This window comes from Anaplasma marginale str. Florida, from assembly GCF_000020305.1.
Classification (GTDB): domain Bacteria; phylum Pseudomonadota; class Alphaproteobacteria; order Rickettsiales; family Anaplasmataceae; genus Anaplasma; species Anaplasma marginale.
The window spans coordinates 986733-1007214 of the sequence record NC_012026.1 but is presented as its reverse complement, the minus strand read 5'-3'; the positions used below and the strand labels follow the sequence as shown (position 1 = coordinate 1007214).

Sequence of the window (20482 nt, the reverse complement as noted above, 5' to 3'; positions counted from 1 at the left end):
GCGCGTAACTCTCAACAACTAGGTGATTTGGACGCCTTAATGGCCAGCTACGGCGTCAGACAGGTACACAGTAGTAAGTACGGTGAATATATATGCCTGCAATATGGCAACGAAGATCTCAAATGCTATCAGGGCCATTATGAACGCAAATGGCAGAGGCGCTAGTACGAGATGCATCTTGAGCACGAAGTCCGCAATCACCGCGATTATGGTGTGGCCGGCGATCATATTTGCTGCCAAACGTATTGCAAGGCTTACCGGCCGTGCCACGTATGCAAACAGCTTTATAAAAACCATCATAGGGGCCAGCCACAGCGGCGTACCTTCGGGCAGGAATATCCTGAGAAAGTGCAACCCCTGGTGCCTGAAACCAATTACCGTGATTGCTGTGCAAACAACAAGTGACAGAGCCAGCGTGACGGATAGATGGCTGGTTGCGGTGAACCCAAATGGCAATATTCCCACAAGGTTGCACGCCAGCACGAACAGAAAGGTAGTCATAACCAAGGGTATGTAGCGCAGACCTTCCGCGCCGGCGTTACTTTCAAGGGTGTTGGCGACGAAGCCGTAAATTAGCTCCACTGCAGTTTGGGAAGGCCCTGGCACAACGTTGACCTTTCTAAGTGCCCAACACAAAAGCGAGATAGAGCTTACGGACGCAAGCACCATGACCAGCGAGCAATTAGTGAAGCTCAGGTCTATTCCCCAAAGAGCGGGTATGTCGAGTAACTTTGTTACTCTAAACTGTTCCAGCGGACTCAAACCACACCTAACGCAATGTAGACTACGTTGGGCAGTATCACTCAGAATATGACGCCAGTCAACTAAAGTCATCACCATGGCCTATCAGGCTGAACAAAGCCATTCGTACCGGGTTAAGGGTGCAATCCCAGCGGGCTTAGCCACCGGTGTGTACGCCAGACATAGGTTGGGCAGTAGGGCATATTCTTTGCTATGCGCTGCTGCTGGATGTATACTCGCTACATGGGTTTTGGCCGGCGTTATGGTGCATGACTACTCAGTTTTTAAACATGGCTCTGCCACATGTTGTTGCTGGCGGGTACGCTGAGGTTGCTGAGTACATTACTGGAGCTATAAATGTAGGCCAAGGTATGCTGGCCAGCCTTCCAGATATAGCATCCAACTACGCGGGCAGGGCGCTTTTAGTTGCGGACTCAAACACTGCAAAGCTCATCAGTAGTGCGGTGTTAAATTCCTTCAATCACTACACGATTCAAGGAGAATATTGCGCTTCCACTGCCCTGGTTGACTGTGTGAAGAATGCATCTAAAAGTGCAGATTTCATTATTGCCCTTGGAAGTGGGTCAATAAACGATGTGTGTAAATATGTGAGCAAAACTGAAGGCAAGGAATACATACTGTTTCCAACCGCTCCCTCCATGAATGGATATACCTCCCCCAACGCTTCCATTACGATTAAAAACGGCACAAAAAAATCTTTTGCCGGCCAACTGCCGCGCGCCATCTATATAGATACAGGCACTCTGGCCAACGCACCGGCGAGGATGATAAATAGCGGCTTTGCAGATTTTATTTGTCGCTCAACAGCGCGTGCAGACTGGTTACTTTCGCATATATTTCTAGGCACTCAATATAGCGAGCTGCCTTTTCTCATCAGTGAAGATGTAGAACACGCTCTCGTAGAAAGCTACCAAGGCCTGGTGGCCCGGGATGTCGATACCATAATGTTGCTCATGCAGGCTCTGCTCCTATCTGGTGTCGGTATGATAATAGCTGGAGGGAGCCAGTCCGCAAGCCAAGGGGAACATATCTTGGCCTGCGCTACCGAGCTTCTAGATGACTACAACCTGTTGCACGGGGAAAGGGTGGGGGTTGCCACGGTAGTGCTGGCGAAACTACAGAAAAAGCTGTGCAACATGCAACCGCGACTTGTGCAAACTTGCATTGATAGCCGTTCACTGCAACAGTATTTTGGTAGAGAGCGAGCGCAGGAGTTTTACGATGTGCTGCTTCGGAAGTCCATAGACAGCGAAGCCGCAAAAAGTCTAAACCACGTGATAAGTGAAAAGTGGGAATACATCTCCGAGAGGGTTAGAGCAGAGGTTATTGATCCCACGCTGCTGGAGAGAATTCTGCACGACCTCAAAAGCCCGTATCTACCCGAGCATGTTGGGTGGACTACCGCAAGGTATGGTGAGGTAGCAAACTTGGCATTTGCCACTAGAGACAGATTTACATTTCTTGACATTGCTCACCACGCGCAAGTTCCGGTAATGTGACTAAATTTATTTGTAGTGCAGAGCCACAGAGTGCCACCCTGCCTCACACACCTCAACCGATCTAACGTTCATGCAGATTGCGCACCGCTACCTCACCGCAGGGCTTTTCTACCGGGAGCGTGCTCTCGTTGCGTAGCTCCACCCCCTGTTGAGGGCGCCTCTCCGGCGTGACTGGGCCCATTGCTTGAATTTGCAGGTTGCTTCTGAACAGCGGTGCTTTCGTCGGGTTTAGAAGCGTCTGGCCGCGGGGCACCGCTCTTTTGTTTGTTTTCGCTTTGGTCTTGGGCTTTGCTCTGCTGCTCAGTTGTTCCACCAGCGGCCTTGGTTTTACTGTCATCACTGGGCTGTGCTGCGCTTGCCCCTTGTCGGACCATTGTCCCATCAGGCCAGATTACTTTATTGACGTTGGATTCCGTGAAGTTTACCTCTACCAAGGATGCGTCGGTAAAATCTGCAGAGGAGAGATCCGCTTTAGAGAAGTTTACGTCGTGTAGTTGTGCTTCGTGAAAGTTAGTGCCTGCCAGGCGGGAATTCGAAAAGTCTATCTCGTGTAGTTGCATGCCGCTAAAGTCTAGATACGAATAGTTTACATCGAGCACTTTTTCGCGCTTGAGTAATGCTTGCAGTTCCTGTTCCGATGTGACGGCACCACTCGCATCATCCGGTACTGTGTCGTTTTCCATGATAACAGTGTTTACGAACGTGCAGTCTTGAAAACTAGATCCAGCCAAAACGCCCCTATATACACTTGTGCCGACAAATTCTGACTCTATAAAACTAGCTCTTGTCGCGTTACTTGCTGATATACTTACTTTCCCCAGCTTGCTATTGGCAAATACAGAATTTTGCAGCAGGGTGCCGTGTATTATGACATCATGCAGCTCGGACGCAGACCATACCATTTCGCTGGCGTTTACGTCATTGTATACGGATTGTGACGTCTTAACCTCGCTCAATACCGCATTTGTTAGGTCAACCTTTTCTAGGGTAACTTTGTTCAAATTTGCGGTGTGTGCGAAGGTTGACGACATGCCAGTCCGCGATATTGTAGAGTTGCTGATTTTCGCTCTGCTCAGCACGGCAAGACCTAGTGTACTGTCAGAAATGCTGCTAGCCTCGAGTGTAATATCTCTCAGATCAGATTCCGTCAAGATAGATTCAGATATCGCGGTGCCCTTCAGCTCGGCCCTTGCCAGCACCGCATTGTGCAGATTCACCCCCACCATAACTGCGCCGCCCAAAGTTGCACCACTGAGATTAGCATTTCGCATATCGGTATGATAAATATCGGCGGAGTACATGTTAGCGTTGCTCAAGTTTGCATTGTGAAGACTCGCAGAGTGGATGCTTGCTATTTCCATGTTAGCGTTGCTCAAATCACTTCCTGTGAAGTCTGCAAAGTTCATGCGCACTCCGTACATGATAGAGCCCTTTAGTACAGAGTTTTGTATTCTAGCACCGTTTAAATTGGCGCCGAATAGCCTTGCAGCAGTCAGATCACTATCCTGTATCAGTATGCCGGTTGCTTCTATATCCTGAAAGTTTGCATTGCTCATGTTTGAGTTCAATACCGACACTGTACCGAGATCAGCGTTTGTAAACGCCGCATATACTCCCTGCGAGTTCTTGATTGCCGCGGACTGCATGTCTGCGCCGAGGAAAGATGCATAACTGATTTCGGAGGAGTTTATTTTAACTTCGTTGAGGTCTGCAAGCGCAAAGTTGGCAAACTTTAGATCCACCGATTCAAACTGGGATCTATTTAGGTCAGTGTTCGAAAAGTTAGCCCCGCGCATGTCTGATCCAGAAAATGTGGTGCTGGAGATATTGCTATGCCTAAAATTTGCCTGAACGAGGCTAACATCCTCAAAGACTGCGCCCCGCATGTCCAGCTCACTAAAATCCGCCCCAGCAAGGTTACTGCCGAACTCCTTCTTAAAATTTGGGGCGACCCCCTTGGCGTTACACTTTACGATGAACTCTCTAAAGTCGCGCCTGGTGTATGAGGTCTTTTTCAGACTTTCAGTATCCCTGACAAAAGCCTGCCTGGGATCCTCCTGCTTTTCTGCCTGCGCGCTGCTATTGTGGGGAAAGGTTCCTGATAGGAATGCGCATACAATTGCGACCCAGGCCAGTTTTTTTGAGGGAAAAGACAAGCGGCCCGCGTTTATGTCTGCTTTTCTCATACGCACCCAACACCAACCCACATACCCCCAACATTGTAGGAGGCAAAAACTCACAAAGTATTAACCCCACTCACGCACGACCACCGGCATTAAAAGGCGCATATACACGCCCCCTGCTGCTACTTGATGGCACTTAAATTGCTTTGTGTCAACGAGGAAAGTGGCATACACTCCCGAGAAGATGTTGGGCGTAGTGTTGCCTCCAGATTGTTGGAAGTCTTGCATTATGCAAGTCTTATGAGCGGGGCAAACATTCTGTGGAGTGCATGATGTGTTTTAAAACGCGCAGTTGCGCAGGGTATGCACTGCTGGTTGTGTGTTGTTTTGCGCCTCTTGCCTTGCTTCTATCATTGGGTACATGGCAGCTCCTACGGTTGCGGGAGAAGTTGCATATTATTGAAACAATGCGCATGGACCCTGTCACTCTTCCTGCTGGGGAGCTGCATGCTTACGCGTACAGGAAAGTAAAGTTACAGGGTGTTTTTAAGGACGAAAAACATATACGGGTTTTCGCTGGCAAGGCAGGATATTACTTCCTTCAGCCATTTTCGTTGGTAGATGGCCGGCGAATTCTGGTAAACAGAGGGGTGTTTACCAACATCAGCACCGTGTCCGACACCAGCGATTTGAGCGTGCGGTTGGTCGGTGGTGTATTGCACTGCAAGTTGCGGAGTCTATCCAGATGGGTGGTGCGTAACAGTCCGGAAGAAAATCTATGGTTTTGGTTTGACGTAAAAAACATGTCAAAACACATTGGCCTGCCCGACCTTGAGCCTTGTATATTGTGGGGTGATGGCACAACTATTGCTGGCGGATTACAAGCAAATTCGGCGCTTATAGTCAGGAATGACCACCTTGAATACGCCATAACGTGGTACTTCCTAGCCCTGGTTTGGCTGCTGGGATACGTCTACTATGTACGCGGAACAAGGCGTCCTGCGTGATACATACTAAGGCGCGAACACTTGGTTCTGTTGCCGGCTTAGGGCCATAATTTTGCCCGACATGCCATTGTACACATGCAAATTTGCAAGCACCCTCTGTATGTATGTGCGAGTTTCTGGGAATGGTACGGACTCTATCCACTCCGCGAGCGCTCCGGGTGATTCCAACTGCCTCGGATCTCCCAGATTTTTCAACCATAGGTTCACATTTCCCGGTCCTGCGTTATAAGCTGCCAAGGCCAGTACCAGAAAATTATTATATGTCTTAAGCAGCTTGGTTAGATAGTGATGTCCCAGCATTATGTTGTACTCTGGGTCCAGAAGGTTACTCTCTTGGTATTCTATTTGTAAATCCCGCGCCAATTCCATCGCAGTTGATGGCAATAGTTGCATTAGCCCAAGCGCGTTGGACCGACTTTTAGCTTTTTTGTCGAATTTACTCTCCTGCCTGATCATTGATAGCACTATGTCTTTATGGTCATCGTGCACTGCCAAATATTGTTGTGGGTAAAGGCTTTCCGGCAGTAAAAGCTTAGATCCTATATACTCCGCACCTTTGAGCGCAGAGTGGGTATTGCCACTCGCAAGGGCGAGCTCAGTGATAATGCCGGCAACCTCCGGGCTATTGGTGGTTTTTATTGCATGCTGCACGAACAGATCTGCGATATCATCGCGCTGCGCTCTAGACAGCATATACCCTATTTTTGCAAACAGGTTTTTCCTGCAACGCAGGTAGTGTAGATTACTGTACCTGACGCTTTTTGTGTCAAGCAGGACTTTGTTCACGCCCAGCTGCAGAAGGGCAAGCTGGCCATAGAAGGTTGTCTTATGCAGTGCTGCAAGCCTAAACCACCCGAGGGATTCATCGGCGTCACCCAACTTTTCGGCAGAGCGCCCAGCCCAATAGGCAGCCTTACTTTTGTATTCTTGTGTTCTTGCTGTGTTATAAAAGTCTGTAAAATGTGCGTTGGCCGCTTCATAATCTTCAAGGCATTTAAGTGCGATCCACCCGAGAAGCCAGTGTACTTCAGGTAATGTGCTGGCATCCACAAGCCTTGTGCAGTCCCTGGCTAGCGCGTATGCGGCGCCGTAAAACCTAGAGAGTTTGTAGTACATGATATCACCGATGTACAACCTGTAGAGGTACCAAAGCTCCCTGCGGTATTTTTGGTCTTTGGGTATCGAAGACATCAGATGCAGTATTTCTTCGCTGATCTGTCTGTTCTTTATATACCAAGATACATAGTCATACATGAGCCCAAAGTCTGAGCTCATAGACGCAAAAACTGGTGACGCATCTATGCCGCCTAGGTCTTTTTTGTTGCGCCTAAAGCTTATTCTGGCTGTGGTAACCAGGCCCTCTTCCCCGAGGTTATTGGCTATATACTCTGCCGCACGTATTCTTTTTGTCCACAGCAGCCGGTTTGCCACTGATATGAGCGCATCTCTGGGCAGGGTGCTGTAGTTCAGGAAGACCGCACTTTTCCTAAGACGTCCGCATTCAGGCTTGACCTCGGAGATAGACGTCATAACGGCAGTTTTGGTGTGTGCAACAGGGCTTGGCCACTCTGGGTGGGCTGACTTGAAATCGTTGACCTCCTCTTGAGAGACGCAGTCATGGCGCAATCGCAGCCACTGTGCAAGCACCACGTACTCCTTGCCCAGCTTTTTTGCAATGCGTTGCGTTGTTTTGTAGTTTCCTCTATTGGCGTGCTCCAGCATTTTGGAAAAGCCGCGCATTTCTGGCTCTCTTATTGTCCACGGAACCGCTATGCTCGGGCCAGAGCCGCTGGCTATTGACGGCAACATAAGGAAAACGCATGCCATGCGCAACAGCAGGCAGCGCAAAGAGCTGGTGATCATAGAATTTTTGGCGATGACGTAACTGGGGGGAGCAGATGAGGGCGTTGCGTCCCAACCAAGCGCTTTGCGCCAGCGACTTCTATCTGTCGCAGGCCTCGCTTTCACCTGAGACACCCTCGAGTTGATGGTACGCTTGTGTGGTAAATTTTTAAATACCGCACACCGCAAACTAGGCTACCCTTGGGGTAAGCACACCTATGAGGTGCCATGTTTTGTTTCCCTTCCACGATACACACACACCAAAACCAGCATAACGAAAAGGAACCCACCTATGATTGCCATAGCGCCGCCCACTGAAAAACAATAGCGCGCAACCGCTGATGCAGCGTCTGGCAGATGGGTCACCTTACGTAAGGCTCCGTACCCTCCCAGCAACTCTAATCCCGTTATATGGAGCATCTGCCCTGCGCTATACACGAACAGTTGTATGTTTTGCCAAGTCTGACTGACTGCCCTATAACCAAACTGTGGCATCATGAGATATACAAACCCCATGAAAGCCGCGGTCATTCCGACGACGCACCCATGGTAATGAGCGGGTATTGTGACCGTGCCATGCATGCTGAGGATGCCTAGAATGCCGCCGTAAGTGAACATTACTGTGGAATAAAGCAGATGTCTGTTGTCGCGCTGCAACAAGGCTTTAAGATTACCGCCTGCAAATACTATCAGGAAGGCGGGTACCACGGCCTCTGCTATCCGCATATGCCATGTGAAAAATTCAGCTAGTAATGCAAAATCTAGTGGGTAAATAATATGCGCTGCAGACGCAATTATGACGGACAGGGCATTTATCGCGAACACTGTGCTGACCAAGTAGGGGTGTGTGAAGCGCCCATGCCTGATCTTCAACAACATCACCACCAAAAATGCTTGTCCGAACACACCTTGCAAGAGGTGTCCTGCGCCCCAAAAGACCCTTTCGTAAAACACCAAGCTTTCCAGGTTTTTGTCGGTCGCAGAATATGCAGTTATGAAGCAAAACACTGCCGCGGTCATCATGGCGGACATTCCGTGTATTCCCACTAACATGGGAAAGTCAGTGCGCTGGTCTTTGCGCCTAGTTACTGAGGGTAGGGTGTTGAGCAATACCCCGCAGCAGAACAGCCCCAGCCCTACGAAAAAAAACCAGTGGTCTATGACCGGTACATAGTTGCTTTTTATTGGAACCGCGCCCTGTAAGAGTGCCGATAACACCATTAGTGCAGTGCCTACTGCGGCCACCACCCAGCAGTGCCCAAGGTATCTTAGCTTATGGTGTACGGTCATACTAATCAGCGTAGAGGACATCGAACACAGCCACACTACCACCGAAAGGTCCACGTGCAGTACTAGTGACAGGCCAAATACTTGGTCAGCATTTGTGATTACTGACTTGAGAAATGGCATTCTCAGGAACACTACTAGTATTGACAGGATGCCGGAGACTCCCAATGCGTGGACTCCGACCAAAACCCATCCACGGCAAGTCTTTACGTTTCTGTCATCAACGAAAGCCATACAAAGCCATGTTAAGACGGGGATATAGTATATGTAATTGCCATCGCGGGCAAATAAAAAGGTTGTCCCATGGCGCGGTATAACCGCGCGCCAGGGCTTTAACGGCTACTTCATGCATTGAAAATGCGGCAAAAGTGCAACGTTGGTTGCTATAATGCCAACACTACGTACGGTTTCTAACGCGTTGCGTCATCGGCTACGGAGGCCAGTTGTGGCTGCGTGAATAATGGCTGCAGGGCATCAACATATGGGGCAATTGGACAGAATCTGTGATAGATAAACCAAGCAGCGTGTTAGAACTACTCCCAAAAATGGTGTCTTGGAAGCGCGCTAACACTTGGGTGCACAAATCGCACGCTGCAGTATTGCCACCGAAACCAGGGCTGAATAGACATTATTCCCATTTGGGCTTTTCAAGCAGCGGGGTGTCACTTTTCTAGGCATGATGATTTTTCAGGCAAGAGCGGCCAGGTATTGCGCTAATTCGTGGCGATTTGGCGTATTTTAGACTTGCAGTCAACCCGGAAAGCATCCATTATAGAATGCTTATGGGTTTAAACAGGCGTGTCAGCGCGGTGAGCGTTTTTATGCTGTTTCTTTAGGTGTAGTGGATGTTGCGCTTTCCACAGGTCCGGTGCGCGGCTGTTAGGTCTCTTGGTATTTGATGTCCCGATAGGCGGGCGCGCTGTGAGTTGAGAGGGGAGTGGCTTGAGGAAAGTTTTGCCCAATATGCTGACCATCTTTAGGGTTCTTGCCATACCTGCCGTAGTCTCCAGCTTTTATGTGGGTTGCGGATGTGCCCGGTATGTGACCTTGGCTATATTTCTGCTTGCCTGCGCAACTGATTTCCTTGACGGATACCTGGCTCGCATGTGGAGAGCGCAATCTAAGTTTGGCAGGCTTTTTGATCCGGTTGCCGACAAGCTTATAGTCCTTTCTGCTTTCATAATGCTGGTATATGTGGGGCAAATAACGGGCTTGAGCGTCGCGTGCGTCGTCGTTATTGTCTGCAGGGAAGTGCTGGTATCCGGAATGCGTGAATTCTTTATTGCTGCGGGCACCAGTTTGCCAGTAAGCGGCATGGGCAAGCTCAAAACTGTAATGCAAATGACTGCAACTGGAGTATTAATCGTCGGTGATGGGGGAGTTGTGACGCGCATTGGGGAATTTCTTCTGTGGGTTGCGGCTGCATTGTCGGTATATTCCATGTATCTGTACACCCGCACTGCGGTTGAGAAAACCGGAATCTGATTTTCCTGTTAGTGGCAAAAACTCCTGAGGCCCGTGAAGTACATCGCAATGCCACTATCGTCAGCAGCCTCTATTACTTCTTTGTCCCGCAAAGAACCACCAGGCTGCACTATAGCAAATATGCCTGCAGTCGCGGCGTGATGTATACTATCTGCAAATGGGAAAAATGCGTCAGACGCCATAACAGCACCTGTGCAGTCTTGTGCCTTTTTGACAGCAAGCTCCACGCTGTCAACCCTGCTCATTTGTCCTGCGCCTACTCCTATGGCGCGCCCGTCACGTGCTATTACAATTGCGTTGGACTTCACATGCTTGCATACCCGCCACGCGAACAGCAAATCCTGCAGAACCGCGGGAGGCGCTGTTTTAGTTGTAACCTTAAGCAGGTCGTCAATGCCTATTGTGCTGCAATTGCGTTCCTGCATAAGCAAGCCGCTACCAAGCGCGCTTTTGAAAACCAACCTACTCGCCATGTAGGGCGTGCACTTTACCACACGTAAGTTCTTTTTTGTGTACAATACTTTCAGTGCATCCTCAGCAAAATCTGGGGCAACCACCGCTTCCACAAACATGTCTGCGACCTTGTGTGCAATTTCCTCTGTAACCGGCCTATTACACGCTATTATCCCGCCGAAACTGCTTTTTGGGTCACAAGTAATTGCCTTTTCATAGGCATCGTCCACATTTGCGCTAGAAACTGCCACCCCGCATGGGTTCCCGTGCTTTATTACAGAAACTGCTGGGACGTCAAACTCGGCTACTATAGCAACAGCGGACTCGATATCGACGATATTATTAAAGCTCAGCTCCTTGCCGTGCATCTGCTCAATGGGCAATGTCATAGGTGAACTATCGTGATACATGCCGTACACGGCGGCTTTCTGATGCGGGTTCTCACCAATGCGCAAATCCTGAATTTTCCTTCCGCGTATTGTGATTTCTTGCGGCATGTCTGGCGCTTCTGTACCGTTTAACCACGCATGAATGCATGAATCGTAAGAAGATACGTTGGCGAAAGTTTTAGCGGCCATGCGCCTTCTATATTCGAGTGTTGTTGCGTTCCCGTTACTGGACATTTCCTGCATCAGCCCTTCGTATTCGTGCACGTCGGGTATAACCGTAACATGCTGAAAATTCTTGGCTCCCGCCCTCAGAAGCGACACCCCGCCTATGTCTATCTGCTCCACCACTGCAACATCTGCGGCCTTAGCAGCTGCAAGGCTCTGGAAGGGGTATAGATTTACTATGACCAGATCGATTGCATCTACGGCTAGCCTGTCCAACTCGGAATCGTGGCTGTCTCCATTGCGCAAAATGCCGGCGAATATTTTTGGGTGCAGAGTCTTAACCCTACCGTCCATCATTTCTGGGTATCCGGTGTACTCTGAAACTTCAACCGCAGGAATACCAGCCTGCTGCAGCAGGCCACATGTATTTTTTGTTGCTATTATGCGAAACCCTCGTGCTGCTATAAACTGGGCGAGTTTCTCAATATTTGTCTTGTCATATACCGATATCAGGGCTGTTCTGCCCGTTGAGGAAGCAGTCATTATTCTTGCGTACCTTAACCCATCATTGCCAAAATTTGTGCCTCGGATGCCAGCTCGTCCCCGACGTACGCATGGCACTGAAATTTGCAGGTGGTGCCGCGCATGTGGATTACTGCCGATTTTATCGTTAGGGTATCACCCGGAACAACCACCCTGCGAAATTTTGCTCCATCTATCGACATAAAATACACTGACCGGTTCCCGCTTGCCTCGTCCCCTTCGCGGTCGCTTACGACACACAGCATAGAAGATTGTGCCATAGACTCTATAATCAGCACACCAGGCATAACTGGATTGTCGCGAAAGTGCCCCACAAAAAACGGCTCGTTGAAGGTTACATTCTTTAGCGCGACTATGGACTTACCAGGGATGCACTCTAAAACTCTATCCACTAGCAAGAACGGATACGAGTGGGGCAACATCCGCATAATCTGCTTGTGATCAAGCGCCATGGTCATCTAGGCTAGCTTCCCCCCATGTTGACTCGCGACAGGTCCTTGTTCAGGGTCTCCAGAACCCGCTCAGAGATATCAGCCGCGTCTTCCACGTGGGCAACCTGACCTCTGGGTATGAAGAGCACAATTGTGGCGCCAAGCTCGCCGGCCAGGTGCTTGGAGATCTGTTGCACTTTGTTGTAAACCTGTTCCATGGCGCCGCTGTACATACTCTCGAGCTCAGACATTTTAGCTGCTGCATCCCTGTTTAAGGAGTCAACCTCCTTTCTAAATTCCGCAACTTTTGCCTCAAATGCCTCGGAGCTCAATATGCTTTTCTGTTTCATGAGCTCGTCCTCGCCTTTACGCAACTCCTCGCCTCTGCGGGAAAACGTGCTCCGCAATTCGGTCCGCCTTCTATCCAACTGCGCCCTGATGTCCTTCGCGACCAGTGCCTCACTAAGCACCTTTTCCGAGTCTACGAATAGCACGGGCCTACTAACCGACGCATCTTCCGCGCCTGCACCCGATGAGCAAAAAAGTACAAAGAAAAATATCGTGAGAAATCTGCGCATTCTAAATACCCGCATCCGTGGAAATCCTTATTCTATCTTTAATGTCAAACTTTTCCTTCACTATGGGAAACCCGAAGTCTATCCTTACCGGTCCAAATGGAGACTTCCAAGAAAACCCGAACCCTATGGACAGCCTCGGCAGGTCACTAGTATCATACCCGCCGACTTCTGAGTCCAACCGAGACAGGCTTGCCACATCAGCAAACACTGAACCCCTGATACCTAAATGCTCAGGCAGACCTATGGGAAAGTCAAGCTGGGTAACGACTCCGTAGAACAACTTGCCACCTAAAGACTCCTTAGTATTGCGATCTCTGGGGCCGATTCCCGAAGCAGCAAAGCCTCGGATTTCGCTGTTTCCTGCAAAGAACCTCTGCCCTATTTTCACAGTTTCACCTGAATATGCGAACACATACCCGAAAGATGGCTTAACCTTTAGCACTATGTCGTCATGTATTCTGCGAAACACCGGGAAGAAATGGGCGCTTGAGGCTTCTGTCTTGACGTAGTGTAAGTTTCCTCCTATTCCCGAAAACAACTGGCTCACCTTAGCAAACACCCCAGTGCTGGGCTTGTAAGTGCTGTCCAGACTGCTGTACACCAATGAGTAACCCACGGCGGAATCAAAATGCCGCCCCTCTTGTTCTTTTATGTAAATGGAGGCTGACTCCCCTATGTTATGTATGCTGTGATACTTGTAATAATATTGCAAAGATGCAGCAACGCTATCAGTAAGATTGCACGACAGCCGGGTGGAAAGCCCCGCGTTGGTGCTGCTAAATGAGCCTTCGGAGGAAGAAAACAACCCACCGAGAGTGCCACTGGAAGAAGATGGGCTGCCCTGCTGTGAGTAAAATACTCCGACGCCAAACGCAACGTCGCTATCAAGCACATTGGGAGTTACTAGATCAAGTGTTCCTGACAAACTGGTCATGGATCTAGATAAATCGAATGCGACCATCTTTCCAGTGCCAAACGCATTGCGCTCTCTCACGCTGATCTTGCCAACAAGACCGCTTTCTGAGGAAAAGCCAGCACCTATGTCAAACGAACCAGTGCCACGCTCTTTCACTCTAAAATTCAAATCTACCAAGCTGTCAGAGATTTTTTGAGTTTCTACATCCACGGTCTCGAAGAAATCCATATCTGCCAGCCTTTTGCGCGACTGCCTGACAGCGCCCGTGCTGTACACGTCTCCCTCATGTATGCCGAGCTTGCGCCGCATGACGTGGTCTAACGTCCTATTGTTACCGAGTATGTTTATTCTGTGTATGTAGACGCTATGTCCCAGGGATATGCTATACTTCACATTTACCACGTCACCCTGCACGTCATAGTCACTCTTTACAGAGGCGAACAAGTTGCCGCGCTCATTAAGATGAGCGGTCATACGCGCGACTGACCCGTTTACCATGGTCGCGTCAAACACCTCTCCCTTCTTCGATAGCACAAGTTCAAGCAGGTCTTTTTCTATACCTTCATAGCTGTGCGCTATGTCACTCACGGTTACTGTGCTTTCGCCAAACTGATATTTCTTCCCTTCTTCCACAGAGAATATTACAGTCATGCGCGTGAGGTCCCGACTTACCTCTGACACTACGGACTTGACTCTGAAGTCAAGAAACCCCCTGCTGGTGTAAAACTCGCGCAAAATGGACTGATCCGCAACTAATCGCTCCGCGAAGAACTTTGTACTGCCGCCAAATAGGCCAAAACCCTCCTTCAGCTTGTACTCTTTTGAGTATACTATTGCTTTTAACTCGCTGGACGAAAACGCCTTGTTGCCTACGAACCTGATCTCACCGATGCGAGTGGCCTTTCCCTCTACAATGTTGAGCACTATGTCTACCGCGTTGTGCGGAGCCCGCCTAACTGCGTAAGACACCTTTGCACCCAGCATTCCCCTGCTCTGATACAGTGCGTGCAAGGTTGACAGGTCGCGCTTCAGCTTTGCCTCTGTGAAAATACTCATCTTTTTCATCTTGAGTACGTCACTCTCAAGATTCTTATCAGAGAACATCCTGTTGCCTACGATCTTTATACTCCTTACTACGGGGTTCTCCTTCACTCTGATCACCAGCTCATTGCCCTCTGCGCGAACGCTAACTCTGGAAAAGAGAGAAGTTGCGTATAGGTTTTTTATCGCCTCGTCTATTTCGGGTTGTGTAACATCCCCAGTCAGAGGTACTTTGGCGTAAAACTGCACGGTGCCGGAATCCAGCCTCTCGTTGCCTATTACCTTGACTCTTGTTACACCAGCAACCGCGCTGGCGGGAAGAATGGGCCCCACAAAGGACACACATGCGACTACGTACAGAACGAAAACAAGGACGTATCTCATAAAACTCACTTCAAAATGCTCTTGACGTCATTGAAGGTGACGAAAACCATCATAGATACCAGGAGCACGAAGCCTATAGCCATCATGACATTCTGATATTTAGGGTTTATAGTTTTCCTGCGGAAAATCCCCTGCAGGGCATACTGCAGCATGTACCCCCCATCCAGCATAGGTATGGGGAGGAGATTGACAACCCCCAGGTTTGCGGAAATCAACCCTACAAACCACAATCCCTCTTTGTTTCTGATTGACTCGCCAGAATGTTTTGCAATCCTAACCGGCCCGCCAAGCTCATCCATGCCACGAGCGCCCGTTACAAGCTGCACGACTGCCAGCAGGGTTATTTTCACTATTCTGAAGATGCACCTAAAAGACTCAACTGCGGCCCGTAACACTGGCAGACGCCTGGCCCTGGTAGTTTCCGGGGATATGTTAGCCGCTATGCCCAGCCTATGGGCATCGTCAGACCACACATCCGGAGAGAGCTTGATGGAATGTTGTACGCCATCGCGGAGAAATACCATTGTAAACTCCTGATTGGGGCTTCCGGCGATATAGTGCCGTATCTCCTCAAACCACGAAATTTCATGTCCGTCAACCTCAACTATCCTGTCGCCCGCCATGAGCCCAACCTTTTCTGCCGTGCTTCCAGGCAGTATGCTGCCCACTATTGGCATCGGGCTCATAATCCCTCTGGTAGAGAACAACACGAAGAATACCAAGACGGAAAACAGCAAATTCGCCAGCGGCCCAGCACCAGCGACGGCAAACCTCTGCCACAGGGGCTTTTCGTTAAACGCGAAAGACTTCTCACCCTCAGAGAGATTGTCCTCCTGCGTGTCACCAAGCATCTTTACGTATCCCCCGACAGGCACCAGGCTGAACTTCCACCTAGTGCCAGACCCGTCAGTAATCCCAAACAGCTCAGGTCCAAACCCAAGAGAGAATGTCTTGACCCGAACCCCGCACAACTTCGCAACCGCATAATGCCCATACTCATGCACAAACACGACCACGGAAAGCACGAGGAGGAAGGAGGCAATGTAGAAAGAACCCTCCTGAAAAGCGCCAAACACCCGCGCTAGGGAAACCATAAGGATACTCGACAAGCTCGAAACAGGAGCATGTTATATCATATTTATATCCTTGACAACAGTATTGTGCGGTATAAAGTTCCTGCGTGGTGGCTGCAGTGAGCGCGGTGTTTGTGGGATGGATGACTTTGGTCTCGAAGGGCGAAAACGCAGGTTGCTTTACAGAAGTACGCACAGGGGCTGCAAGGAGACTGACATACTTTTGGGTGCTTTTGCGCAGAGGTATCTTGCCCTACTGGACGAGGAGGAGCTTGTGCAGTATGAGAAGATAGTGGAACTTGATGATGAGTTGCTATACTCCTATATAGTGGGTAGGCGACCGGTGCCTGACTCCATAGACAAGGCGCTCGTGTCTCGCATATCGGCATGTGCGTCCGGCAAGTAACTTGCTGGTGGTGTATGCCAGAGTGGCATTGCTGAGGTAGCTTATGGAACATACATTTCCCGAAATATTAGCACTCGCGTTTGTTGGTGGTTTGGTGCTCAACCTAATGCCCTGCGTGTTTCCCATATTGTCGTTGAAAGTGCTACCCATAGTGCGTAAAAGCTCGAAAAGTAGGTGGAGTACCGCGGTGGATGGGGTATACTACACGGCTGGGGTTATGAGTAGCATGCTACTCTTGTCTTTGGTGCTGATTTTACTGCGCTCCGCAGGCCACTTTCTTGGTTGGGGGTTTCAGATGCAGTCCCCAGCTTTGGTTATCGGCCTCCTACACGTAACTTTTCTTGTGGGCATGTCATTTTCCGGTTTTCTTGACTTGTCAATCAAAGTGCCGTTCGTAGATGCAATAACCGCGCACAACGTTGGAAGTTTTTTTGCCGGGGTTCTTTCTGCGCTAATCGGTACTCCATGCTCGGCCCCGTTCATGGTGTCTGCTGTAAGTTTCGCTCTGCTGCAGCCGGGGTTGCGTTCTATTGCAATATTTCAGGTTATGGGACTAGGTATGGCGCTTCCATATTTGATCATATCGTGTTCCCCGGGTCTGACTCGCCTACTTCCAAAACCTGGACGGTGGATGGAGTACCTTAAGCAATTTCTTGCATTCCCAATGTATGCAACCTCTGCGTGGCTGCTGCACGTTCTGGTGAGCCAAAAGGGCACGCACGTACTACTCCCAACAGTGCTGTCAATTGTTGCGGTATCGTTAGGGGTGTGGTTTCTGCGGGTTATGTCTAATGTCAAGATGCAAGCATCCAAGGCCTTGGCGGTGCTACTACCGCTCTTTGTTGTTGGTACTGCGATATATATTGGTCGCTTTCGAGGCCACGATCACGCATATGGTGAGCTTGCAGTGGTGGAATTTTCCGAAGCAAGGTTGGCGAGGTTACTGCGCAAAGATAAGACGGTGTTTTTGTCTGTGGGGGCTGAGTGGTGTCTTACCTGTAAGGTTAATGAAAAAGTGCTTGAATCCGCATCGGTGCAGAGTTTTCTACGCACACATGGTGTTATATACATGAAAGCAGACTGGACCAACATGGACAGCACTATTGCCGAGTACTTAAGCGAACATGGCGGTGGTGGTGTTCCGTTCTACGAGCTGTACGTCAACGGAAAATCCGTAGGGCCTATGCCGCAAATTTTCAGCGAAAAAACGCTTCTTGAGATTTTGAGCAAGCACCTGAACGCAAACCCAAGTTCCAAAGCTAGCCCAGAATAGCGTGCTTTAGCGATCTAAAAAACCCGCGCACCGGTCCCAGCGCCTCAACCTCCGTGGCTGCATATACTGGAAACACCTTATCTGCCATGCCGGGTATCTGCACCGCGAGTGTGCCTATCTCCTGGCCCTTTTTCACTGGAGCAGCTATTGTACTCTTGTGGGAGATAAACGCCTTTACGCTTTTTGACAGGTCCCTCGGGTAGCTTATGACCACATCGTCGCGAACATGCATCTGGACCGTCCCTTTCCTACCATTCCACACTTTTACTTCACCCACTACGCTCCCCGCGGGGAAAACAACTTTGGTCTCAAAGCGATTAAAGGCATACAGCAGCAGCCGCTTAGTCTCGTACGCCCGCTCCGTTTCGGTTTTCAGCCCGTTGACAACAACAAAAACGCGGCGATTATCCTTCTGTGCCGATGCCGCTATTCCATACCCAGCCTTTTCTGTGTGGCCGGTCTTTATCCCATCCACCCCTATATTGTAATTGAGCAGGGTATTGTAGTTCTTTTGGGTTACACCATTATATGTGAACTGCTTCTCGCCGAATACGTGGTAATACTCGGGAAAATCCTCGAAAATTCTGACCGACAGCGTGAGTATGTCCCTCACAGACATCAAATGCCCCTCATCTGGCCACCCAGTCACATTCGTGAAACTGCTATGTGCCAGGTTCATCTCCTTCGCCAAACTGTTAATGTCCTCCACAAACTGTTCTTGTGAACCGCTGACCCCCTCTGCAAGCGCAATGCATGCGTCATTACCAGATGATACAGCAGCCCCCATGATGAGGTCACGAACCTTGACCATTTGCCCGACTTTCAAAAACGCAGAAGAGCCCCCACGCTTCCACGCGCTCTCACTAACAGAGAACGTATCGTCCATCTTTATCAGGCCGGCATGCAAGTGCTGAAACACTAGATATAGCGTCATCAACTTGCTCATGGAAGAAGGTGCCACTGCAACGTCAGCATCATGCTCAAAGAGCACTGTCCGGGACCCCAGCTCATACACAATTGCATGCGGTGCCTTTGTGTGCATCTTGAGCGCGTAAGAAGGGCGGGCCGGAGCCAATGCCAAGCAGCAGAACGCGGGCACCAAAAAACTGAGCAGAAAACGCCTGATCACAGCAGGATACTAGACTAAAACACGGGCAGTTATACTTGATGTGCGGGCTCTATATCAATAACAAAATTTACCGCGCAACAATTGTTGATTGTTGTGGACAGCGCCAGGCGACCAGGCTACAATCCGGGACGGTACAGGCCTTGTGAGTTTCCAGATGGAAATTGTTAGGGACGTAGAATCCGTGAGGGCGGTGCTGCGCCCATTTACAAACCGTAAAATAGGACTTGTGCCAACCATGGGTGCATTGCACTCCGGGCACCTATCCTTAGTGCATGAGATGAAAAAGCATGCTGATGTGGTCATCGTGAGCATCTTTGTGAACCCACTGCAGTTTTCCCCGGGCGAAGATTACGAGAAATATCCAAGGTGTGAGGAGGTGGACTGCGAAAAATGCGCCAGTGCGGGCGTGGATGTTGTGTACATCCCGAGTGCCGAGGGTATGTATCCCGATGGCTTTTCCACCAGTGTGGACATAGGGCCCATGGCGCGTGAACTGTGTGGCGCGTCTAGGCAGAATTTCATAAACGGGATTATGGTTGTGCTAATAAAGTTGGTGATGCAAACAAATGCACATTGCATGATCCTCGGGGAAAAAGACTACCAAATGCTGCACCTCACCCGTCAGCTGTTCCGTGACCTTGACATAGGAGTAGACGTGTTGCAGGGTAACACCGTGAGAAGCGCAGAAGGGTTGGCGCTATTTTTCAGGCACCTATATTTGAGCAGTGCGGCAATTACCAAAGCCAACTTTTTGTACGGGTTTCTACTCGAAGTTGGGCAGCAGCTTTCTGACGATCCGCACGGGCAGCAAGAAATAATTGCGCGCGGCAAGCTGCGTCTTGAGCAGGAGGGGTTTGAGGTTGACTATCTTGAAGTGCGAGACAACAATACGCTCGAGCACATGCAGACCTTCAGAAAGCCCGCAAGGGTTTTCCTGGCCGTGTATTTGGGGAATTGTCGGCTTATTGATAACGTCCTCCTGGCTTAGTTTTAGGGTATGTTGCTGCTGTGACTGTGTGCCTTGAAAAAATAAGTGCTGCGAGGCCGGTCCCTAGGTACACTAGCGCTGCTAGACATGTATGGAGGGTATGTGGTGGGTAACGCGTCTTTAGTGAGCTACATGGGCGTTCTTCCGTCTGTAGACTCTACCGCTTTCATAGCAGACAACGCACGTCTTATCGGCCATGTTGCCGTAGGAAAGAACGCAAGCATCTGGTTTTGCTCGGTTCTCAGGGGTGATGTAGGGAAAATTGTCGTTGGTGAAGGCAGCAATATCCAGGATAATACCGTTGTGCATACTGATCAAGAATACGGTGACACCGAGATTGGAAAATTCGTAACTGTCGGGCACGGCTGCATATTGCATGCGTGTTCCCTCATGGACAAAACATTCGTGGGCATGGGTTGTGTGATTATGGACCGCGCCCTAATGGAGGAGTGCAGCATGTTAGCTGCTGGGTCTTTGCTAACTAGGGGTAAGGTGGTAAAATCCGGTGAGTTGTGGGGGGGAAGGCCCGCCAAGTACATGAGGATGCTGTCGGATCAAGAGTTAGCATATCTGCAACAGTCAGCTGACGGGTATATCGAGCTATCCAGGTCATATCTATAAGTCACGCGCTGATCTATGGTTTGACATTTCGTGGTTTGGTGCCTAGACTGGCGGTCCATCCGTCCGGCATATAGTTCGTTTATTGGG

General features: G+C 49.8%; 17 protein-coding genes. 7 read left to right on the top strand and 10 right to left on the bottom strand.

From position 1 onward, the window contains the following. Positions 1 to 36 precede the first annotated feature (36 nt). Positions 37 to 762, bottom strand: a complete 726-nt coding sequence (locus tag AMF_RS09190; RefSeq protein ID WP_010266027.1) for a F0F1 ATP synthase subunit A — start codon at positions 760 to 762, stop codon at positions 37 to 39. Between the two features lie 248 nt (positions 763 to 1010). Here AMF_RS09190 and AMF_RS09185 point away from each other — a divergent pair, with 248 nt between their 5' ends. Beyond that, a complete protein-coding gene (locus AMF_RS09185; protein ID WP_035062485.1) occupies positions 1011 to 2261 on the top strand; it encodes an iron-containing alcohol dehydrogenase in 1251 nt (416 codons plus the stop codon). 92 nt (positions 2262 to 2353) lie between these two features. On the opposite strand, the gene AMF_RS09180 is transcribed toward AMF_RS09185, so the two are convergent. Next, positions 2354 to 4447: a pentapeptide repeat-containing protein gene (locus tag AMF_RS09180; protein ID WP_010270707.1), complete on the bottom strand. Its 2094-nt coding sequence runs from the start codon at positions 4445 to 4447 to the stop codon at positions 2354 to 2356. Positions 4448 to 4713: 266 nt separating this feature from the next. Here AMF_RS09180 and AMF_RS09175 point away from each other — a divergent pair, with 266 nt between their 5' ends. Continuing rightward, on the top strand, positions 4714 to 5391 hold the full coding sequence (locus AMF_RS09175; RefSeq protein ID WP_010266019.1) for an SURF1 family protein: 678 nt from the start codon (positions 4714 to 4716) through the stop codon (positions 5389 to 5391). Positions 5392 to 5397: 6 nt separating this feature from the next. Here the strand turns inward: AMF_RS09175 and AMF_RS09170 are convergent, their stop codons facing one another. Further along, a complete protein-coding gene (locus tag AMF_RS09170; RefSeq protein ID WP_241759959.1) occupies positions 5398 to 7200 on the bottom strand; it encodes a lytic transglycosylase domain-containing protein in 1803 nt (600 codons plus the stop codon). A gap of 249 nt (positions 7201 to 7449) precedes the next feature. After that, a complete protein-coding gene (locus AMF_RS09165; protein ID WP_010268528.1) occupies positions 7450 to 8754 on the bottom strand; it encodes a cbb3-type cytochrome c oxidase subunit I in 1305 nt (434 codons plus the stop codon). Between the two features lie 708 nt (positions 8755 to 9462). Between AMF_RS09165 and pgsA the strand changes: the two genes are divergently transcribed. Continuing rightward, on the top strand, positions 9463 to 10005 hold the full coding sequence (gene pgsA, locus AMF_RS09160) for a CDP-diacylglycerol--glycerol-3-phosphate 3-phosphatidyltransferase (protein ID WP_010266017.1): 543 nt from the start codon (positions 9463 to 9465) through the stop codon (positions 10003 to 10005). Between the two features lie 8 nt (positions 10006 to 10013). Here the strand turns inward: pgsA and purH are convergent, their stop codons facing one another. The 5 genes from purH to AMF_RS09135 are packed head-to-tail and all read right to left on the bottom strand — an operon-like array spanning position 10014 to position 15999. Further along, a complete protein-coding gene (purH, locus tag AMF_RS09155; RefSeq protein WP_010268524.1) occupies positions 10014 to 11555 on the bottom strand; it encodes a bifunctional phosphoribosylaminoimidazolecarboxamide formyltransferase/IMP cyclohydrolase in 1542 nt (513 codons plus the stop codon). Positions 11556 to 11569: 14 nt separating this feature from the next. Further along, on the bottom strand, positions 11570 to 12007 hold the full coding sequence (fabZ, locus tag AMF_RS09150; RefSeq protein ID WP_035018105.1) for a 3-hydroxyacyl-ACP dehydratase FabZ: 438 nt from the start codon (positions 12005 to 12007) through the stop codon (positions 11570 to 11572). 11 nt (positions 12008 to 12018) lie between these two features. After that, positions 12019 to 12579, bottom strand: a complete 561-nt coding sequence (locus AMF_RS09145; RefSeq protein WP_010268520.1) for an OmpH/Skp family outer membrane protein — start codon at positions 12577 to 12579, stop codon at positions 12019 to 12021. After that, positions 12566 to 14905, bottom strand: coding sequence for an outer membrane protein assembly factor BamA (bamA, locus tag AMF_RS09140; protein ID WP_010268518.1), 2340 nt, complete (start codon positions 14903 to 14905; stop codon positions 12566 to 12568). Before bamA ends, AMF_RS09145 begins: the two co-directional genes overlap by 14 nt. 5 nt (positions 14906 to 14910) lie before the next feature. Then, positions 14911 to 15999 carry a M50 family metallopeptidase gene (locus AMF_RS09135; RefSeq protein WP_010270696.1) on the bottom strand — a complete coding sequence of 363 codons (1089 nt, stop codon included), beginning with the start codon at positions 15997 to 15999 and terminating at the stop codon, positions 14911 to 14913. 118 nt (positions 16000 to 16117) lie between these two features. On the opposite strand from AMF_RS09135, the gene AMF_RS09130 reads away from it, so the two are divergent. Continuing rightward, positions 16118 to 16384, top strand: a complete 267-nt coding sequence (locus AMF_RS09130; protein WP_010268515.1) for an FAD assembly factor SdhE — start codon at positions 16118 to 16120, stop codon at positions 16382 to 16384. Between the two features lie 43 nt (positions 16385 to 16427). Next, positions 16428 to 17657, top strand: a complete 1230-nt coding sequence (locus tag AMF_RS09125) for a protein-disulfide reductase DsbD family protein (protein WP_012659094.1) — start codon at positions 16428 to 16430, stop codon at positions 17655 to 17657. Here the strand turns inward: AMF_RS09125 and AMF_RS09120 are convergent. Continuing rightward, entirely contained in the window at positions 17644 to 18786 is a 1143-nt protein-coding gene (locus tag AMF_RS09120; RefSeq protein WP_012659093.1) for a D-alanyl-D-alanine carboxypeptidase family protein, read from the bottom strand. The genes AMF_RS09125 and AMF_RS09120 overlap by 14 nt on opposite strands. 154 nt (positions 18787 to 18940) lie before the next feature. Between AMF_RS09120 and panC the strand changes: the two genes are divergently transcribed. Both panC and AMF_RS09110 read left to right on the top strand, forming a co-directional pair. Then, positions 18941 to 19774, top strand: coding sequence for a pantoate--beta-alanine ligase (gene panC / locus AMF_RS09115; protein ID WP_244825220.1), 834 nt, complete (start codon positions 18941 to 18943; stop codon positions 19772 to 19774). An 87-nt stretch (positions 19775 to 19861) separates the two neighbouring features. Then, positions 19862 to 20395 carry a gamma carbonic anhydrase family protein gene (locus AMF_RS09110; protein WP_037349527.1) on the top strand — a complete coding sequence of 178 codons (534 nt, stop codon included), beginning with the start codon at positions 19862 to 19864 and terminating at the stop codon, positions 20393 to 20395. The last annotated feature ends 87 nt before the right edge of the window (positions 20396 to 20482 follow it).

Excerpts from the sequence above, each read along its gene's own strand:
- AMF_RS09185 (WP_035062485.1), top strand. The coding sequence starts at position 1,011 with ATGACTACTCAGTTTTTAAACATGGCTCTGCCACATGTTGTTGCTGGC.
- AMF_RS09180 (WP_010270707.1), bottom strand. The coding sequence starts at position 4,447 with ATGAGAAAAGCAGACATAAACGCGGGCCGCTTGTCTTTTCCCTCAAAA.
- AMF_RS09175 (WP_010266019.1), top strand. The coding sequence starts at position 4,714 with ATGATGTGTTTTAAAACGCGCAGTTGCGCAGGGTATGCACTGCTGGTT.
- AMF_RS09170 (WP_241759959.1), bottom strand. The coding sequence starts at position 7,200 with ATGTTGCCGTCAATAGCCAGCGGCTCTGGCCCGAGCATAGCGGTTCCG.
- AMF_RS09165 (WP_010268528.1), bottom strand. The coding sequence starts at position 8,754 with ATGGCTTTCGTTGATGACAGAAACGTAAAGACTTGCCGTGGATGGGTT.
- purH (WP_010268524.1), bottom strand. The coding sequence starts at position 11,555 with ATGACTGCTTCCTCAACGGGCAGAACAGCCCTGATATCGGTATATGAC.
- fabZ (WP_035018105.1), bottom strand. The coding sequence starts at position 12,007 with ATGGCGCTTGATCACAAGCAGATTATGCGGATGTTGCCCCACTCGTAT.
- AMF_RS09145 (WP_010268520.1), bottom strand. The coding sequence starts at position 12,579 with ATGCGGGTATTTAGAATGCGCAGATTTCTCACGATATTTTTCTTTGTA.
- bamA (WP_010268518.1), bottom strand. The coding sequence starts at position 14,905 with ATGAGATACGTCCTTGTTTTCGTTCTGTACGTAGTCGCATGTGTGTCC.
- AMF_RS09135 (WP_010270696.1), bottom strand. The coding sequence starts at position 15,999 with ATGGTTTCCCTAGCGCGGGTGTTTGGCGCTTTTCAGGAGGGTTCTTTC.
- AMF_RS09130 (WP_010268515.1), top strand. The coding sequence starts at position 16,118 with ATGGATGACTTTGGTCTCGAAGGGCGAAAACGCAGGTTGCTTTACAGA.
- AMF_RS09125 (WP_012659094.1), top strand. The coding sequence starts at position 16,428 with ATGGAACATACATTTCCCGAAATATTAGCACTCGCGTTTGTTGGTGGT.
- panC (WP_244825220.1), top strand. The coding sequence starts at position 18,941 with ATGGAAATTGTTAGGGACGTAGAATCCGTGAGGGCGGTGCTGCGCCCA.
- AMF_RS09110 (WP_037349527.1), top strand. The coding sequence starts at position 19,862 with ATGTATGGAGGGTATGTGGTGGGTAACGCGTCTTTAGTGAGCTACATG.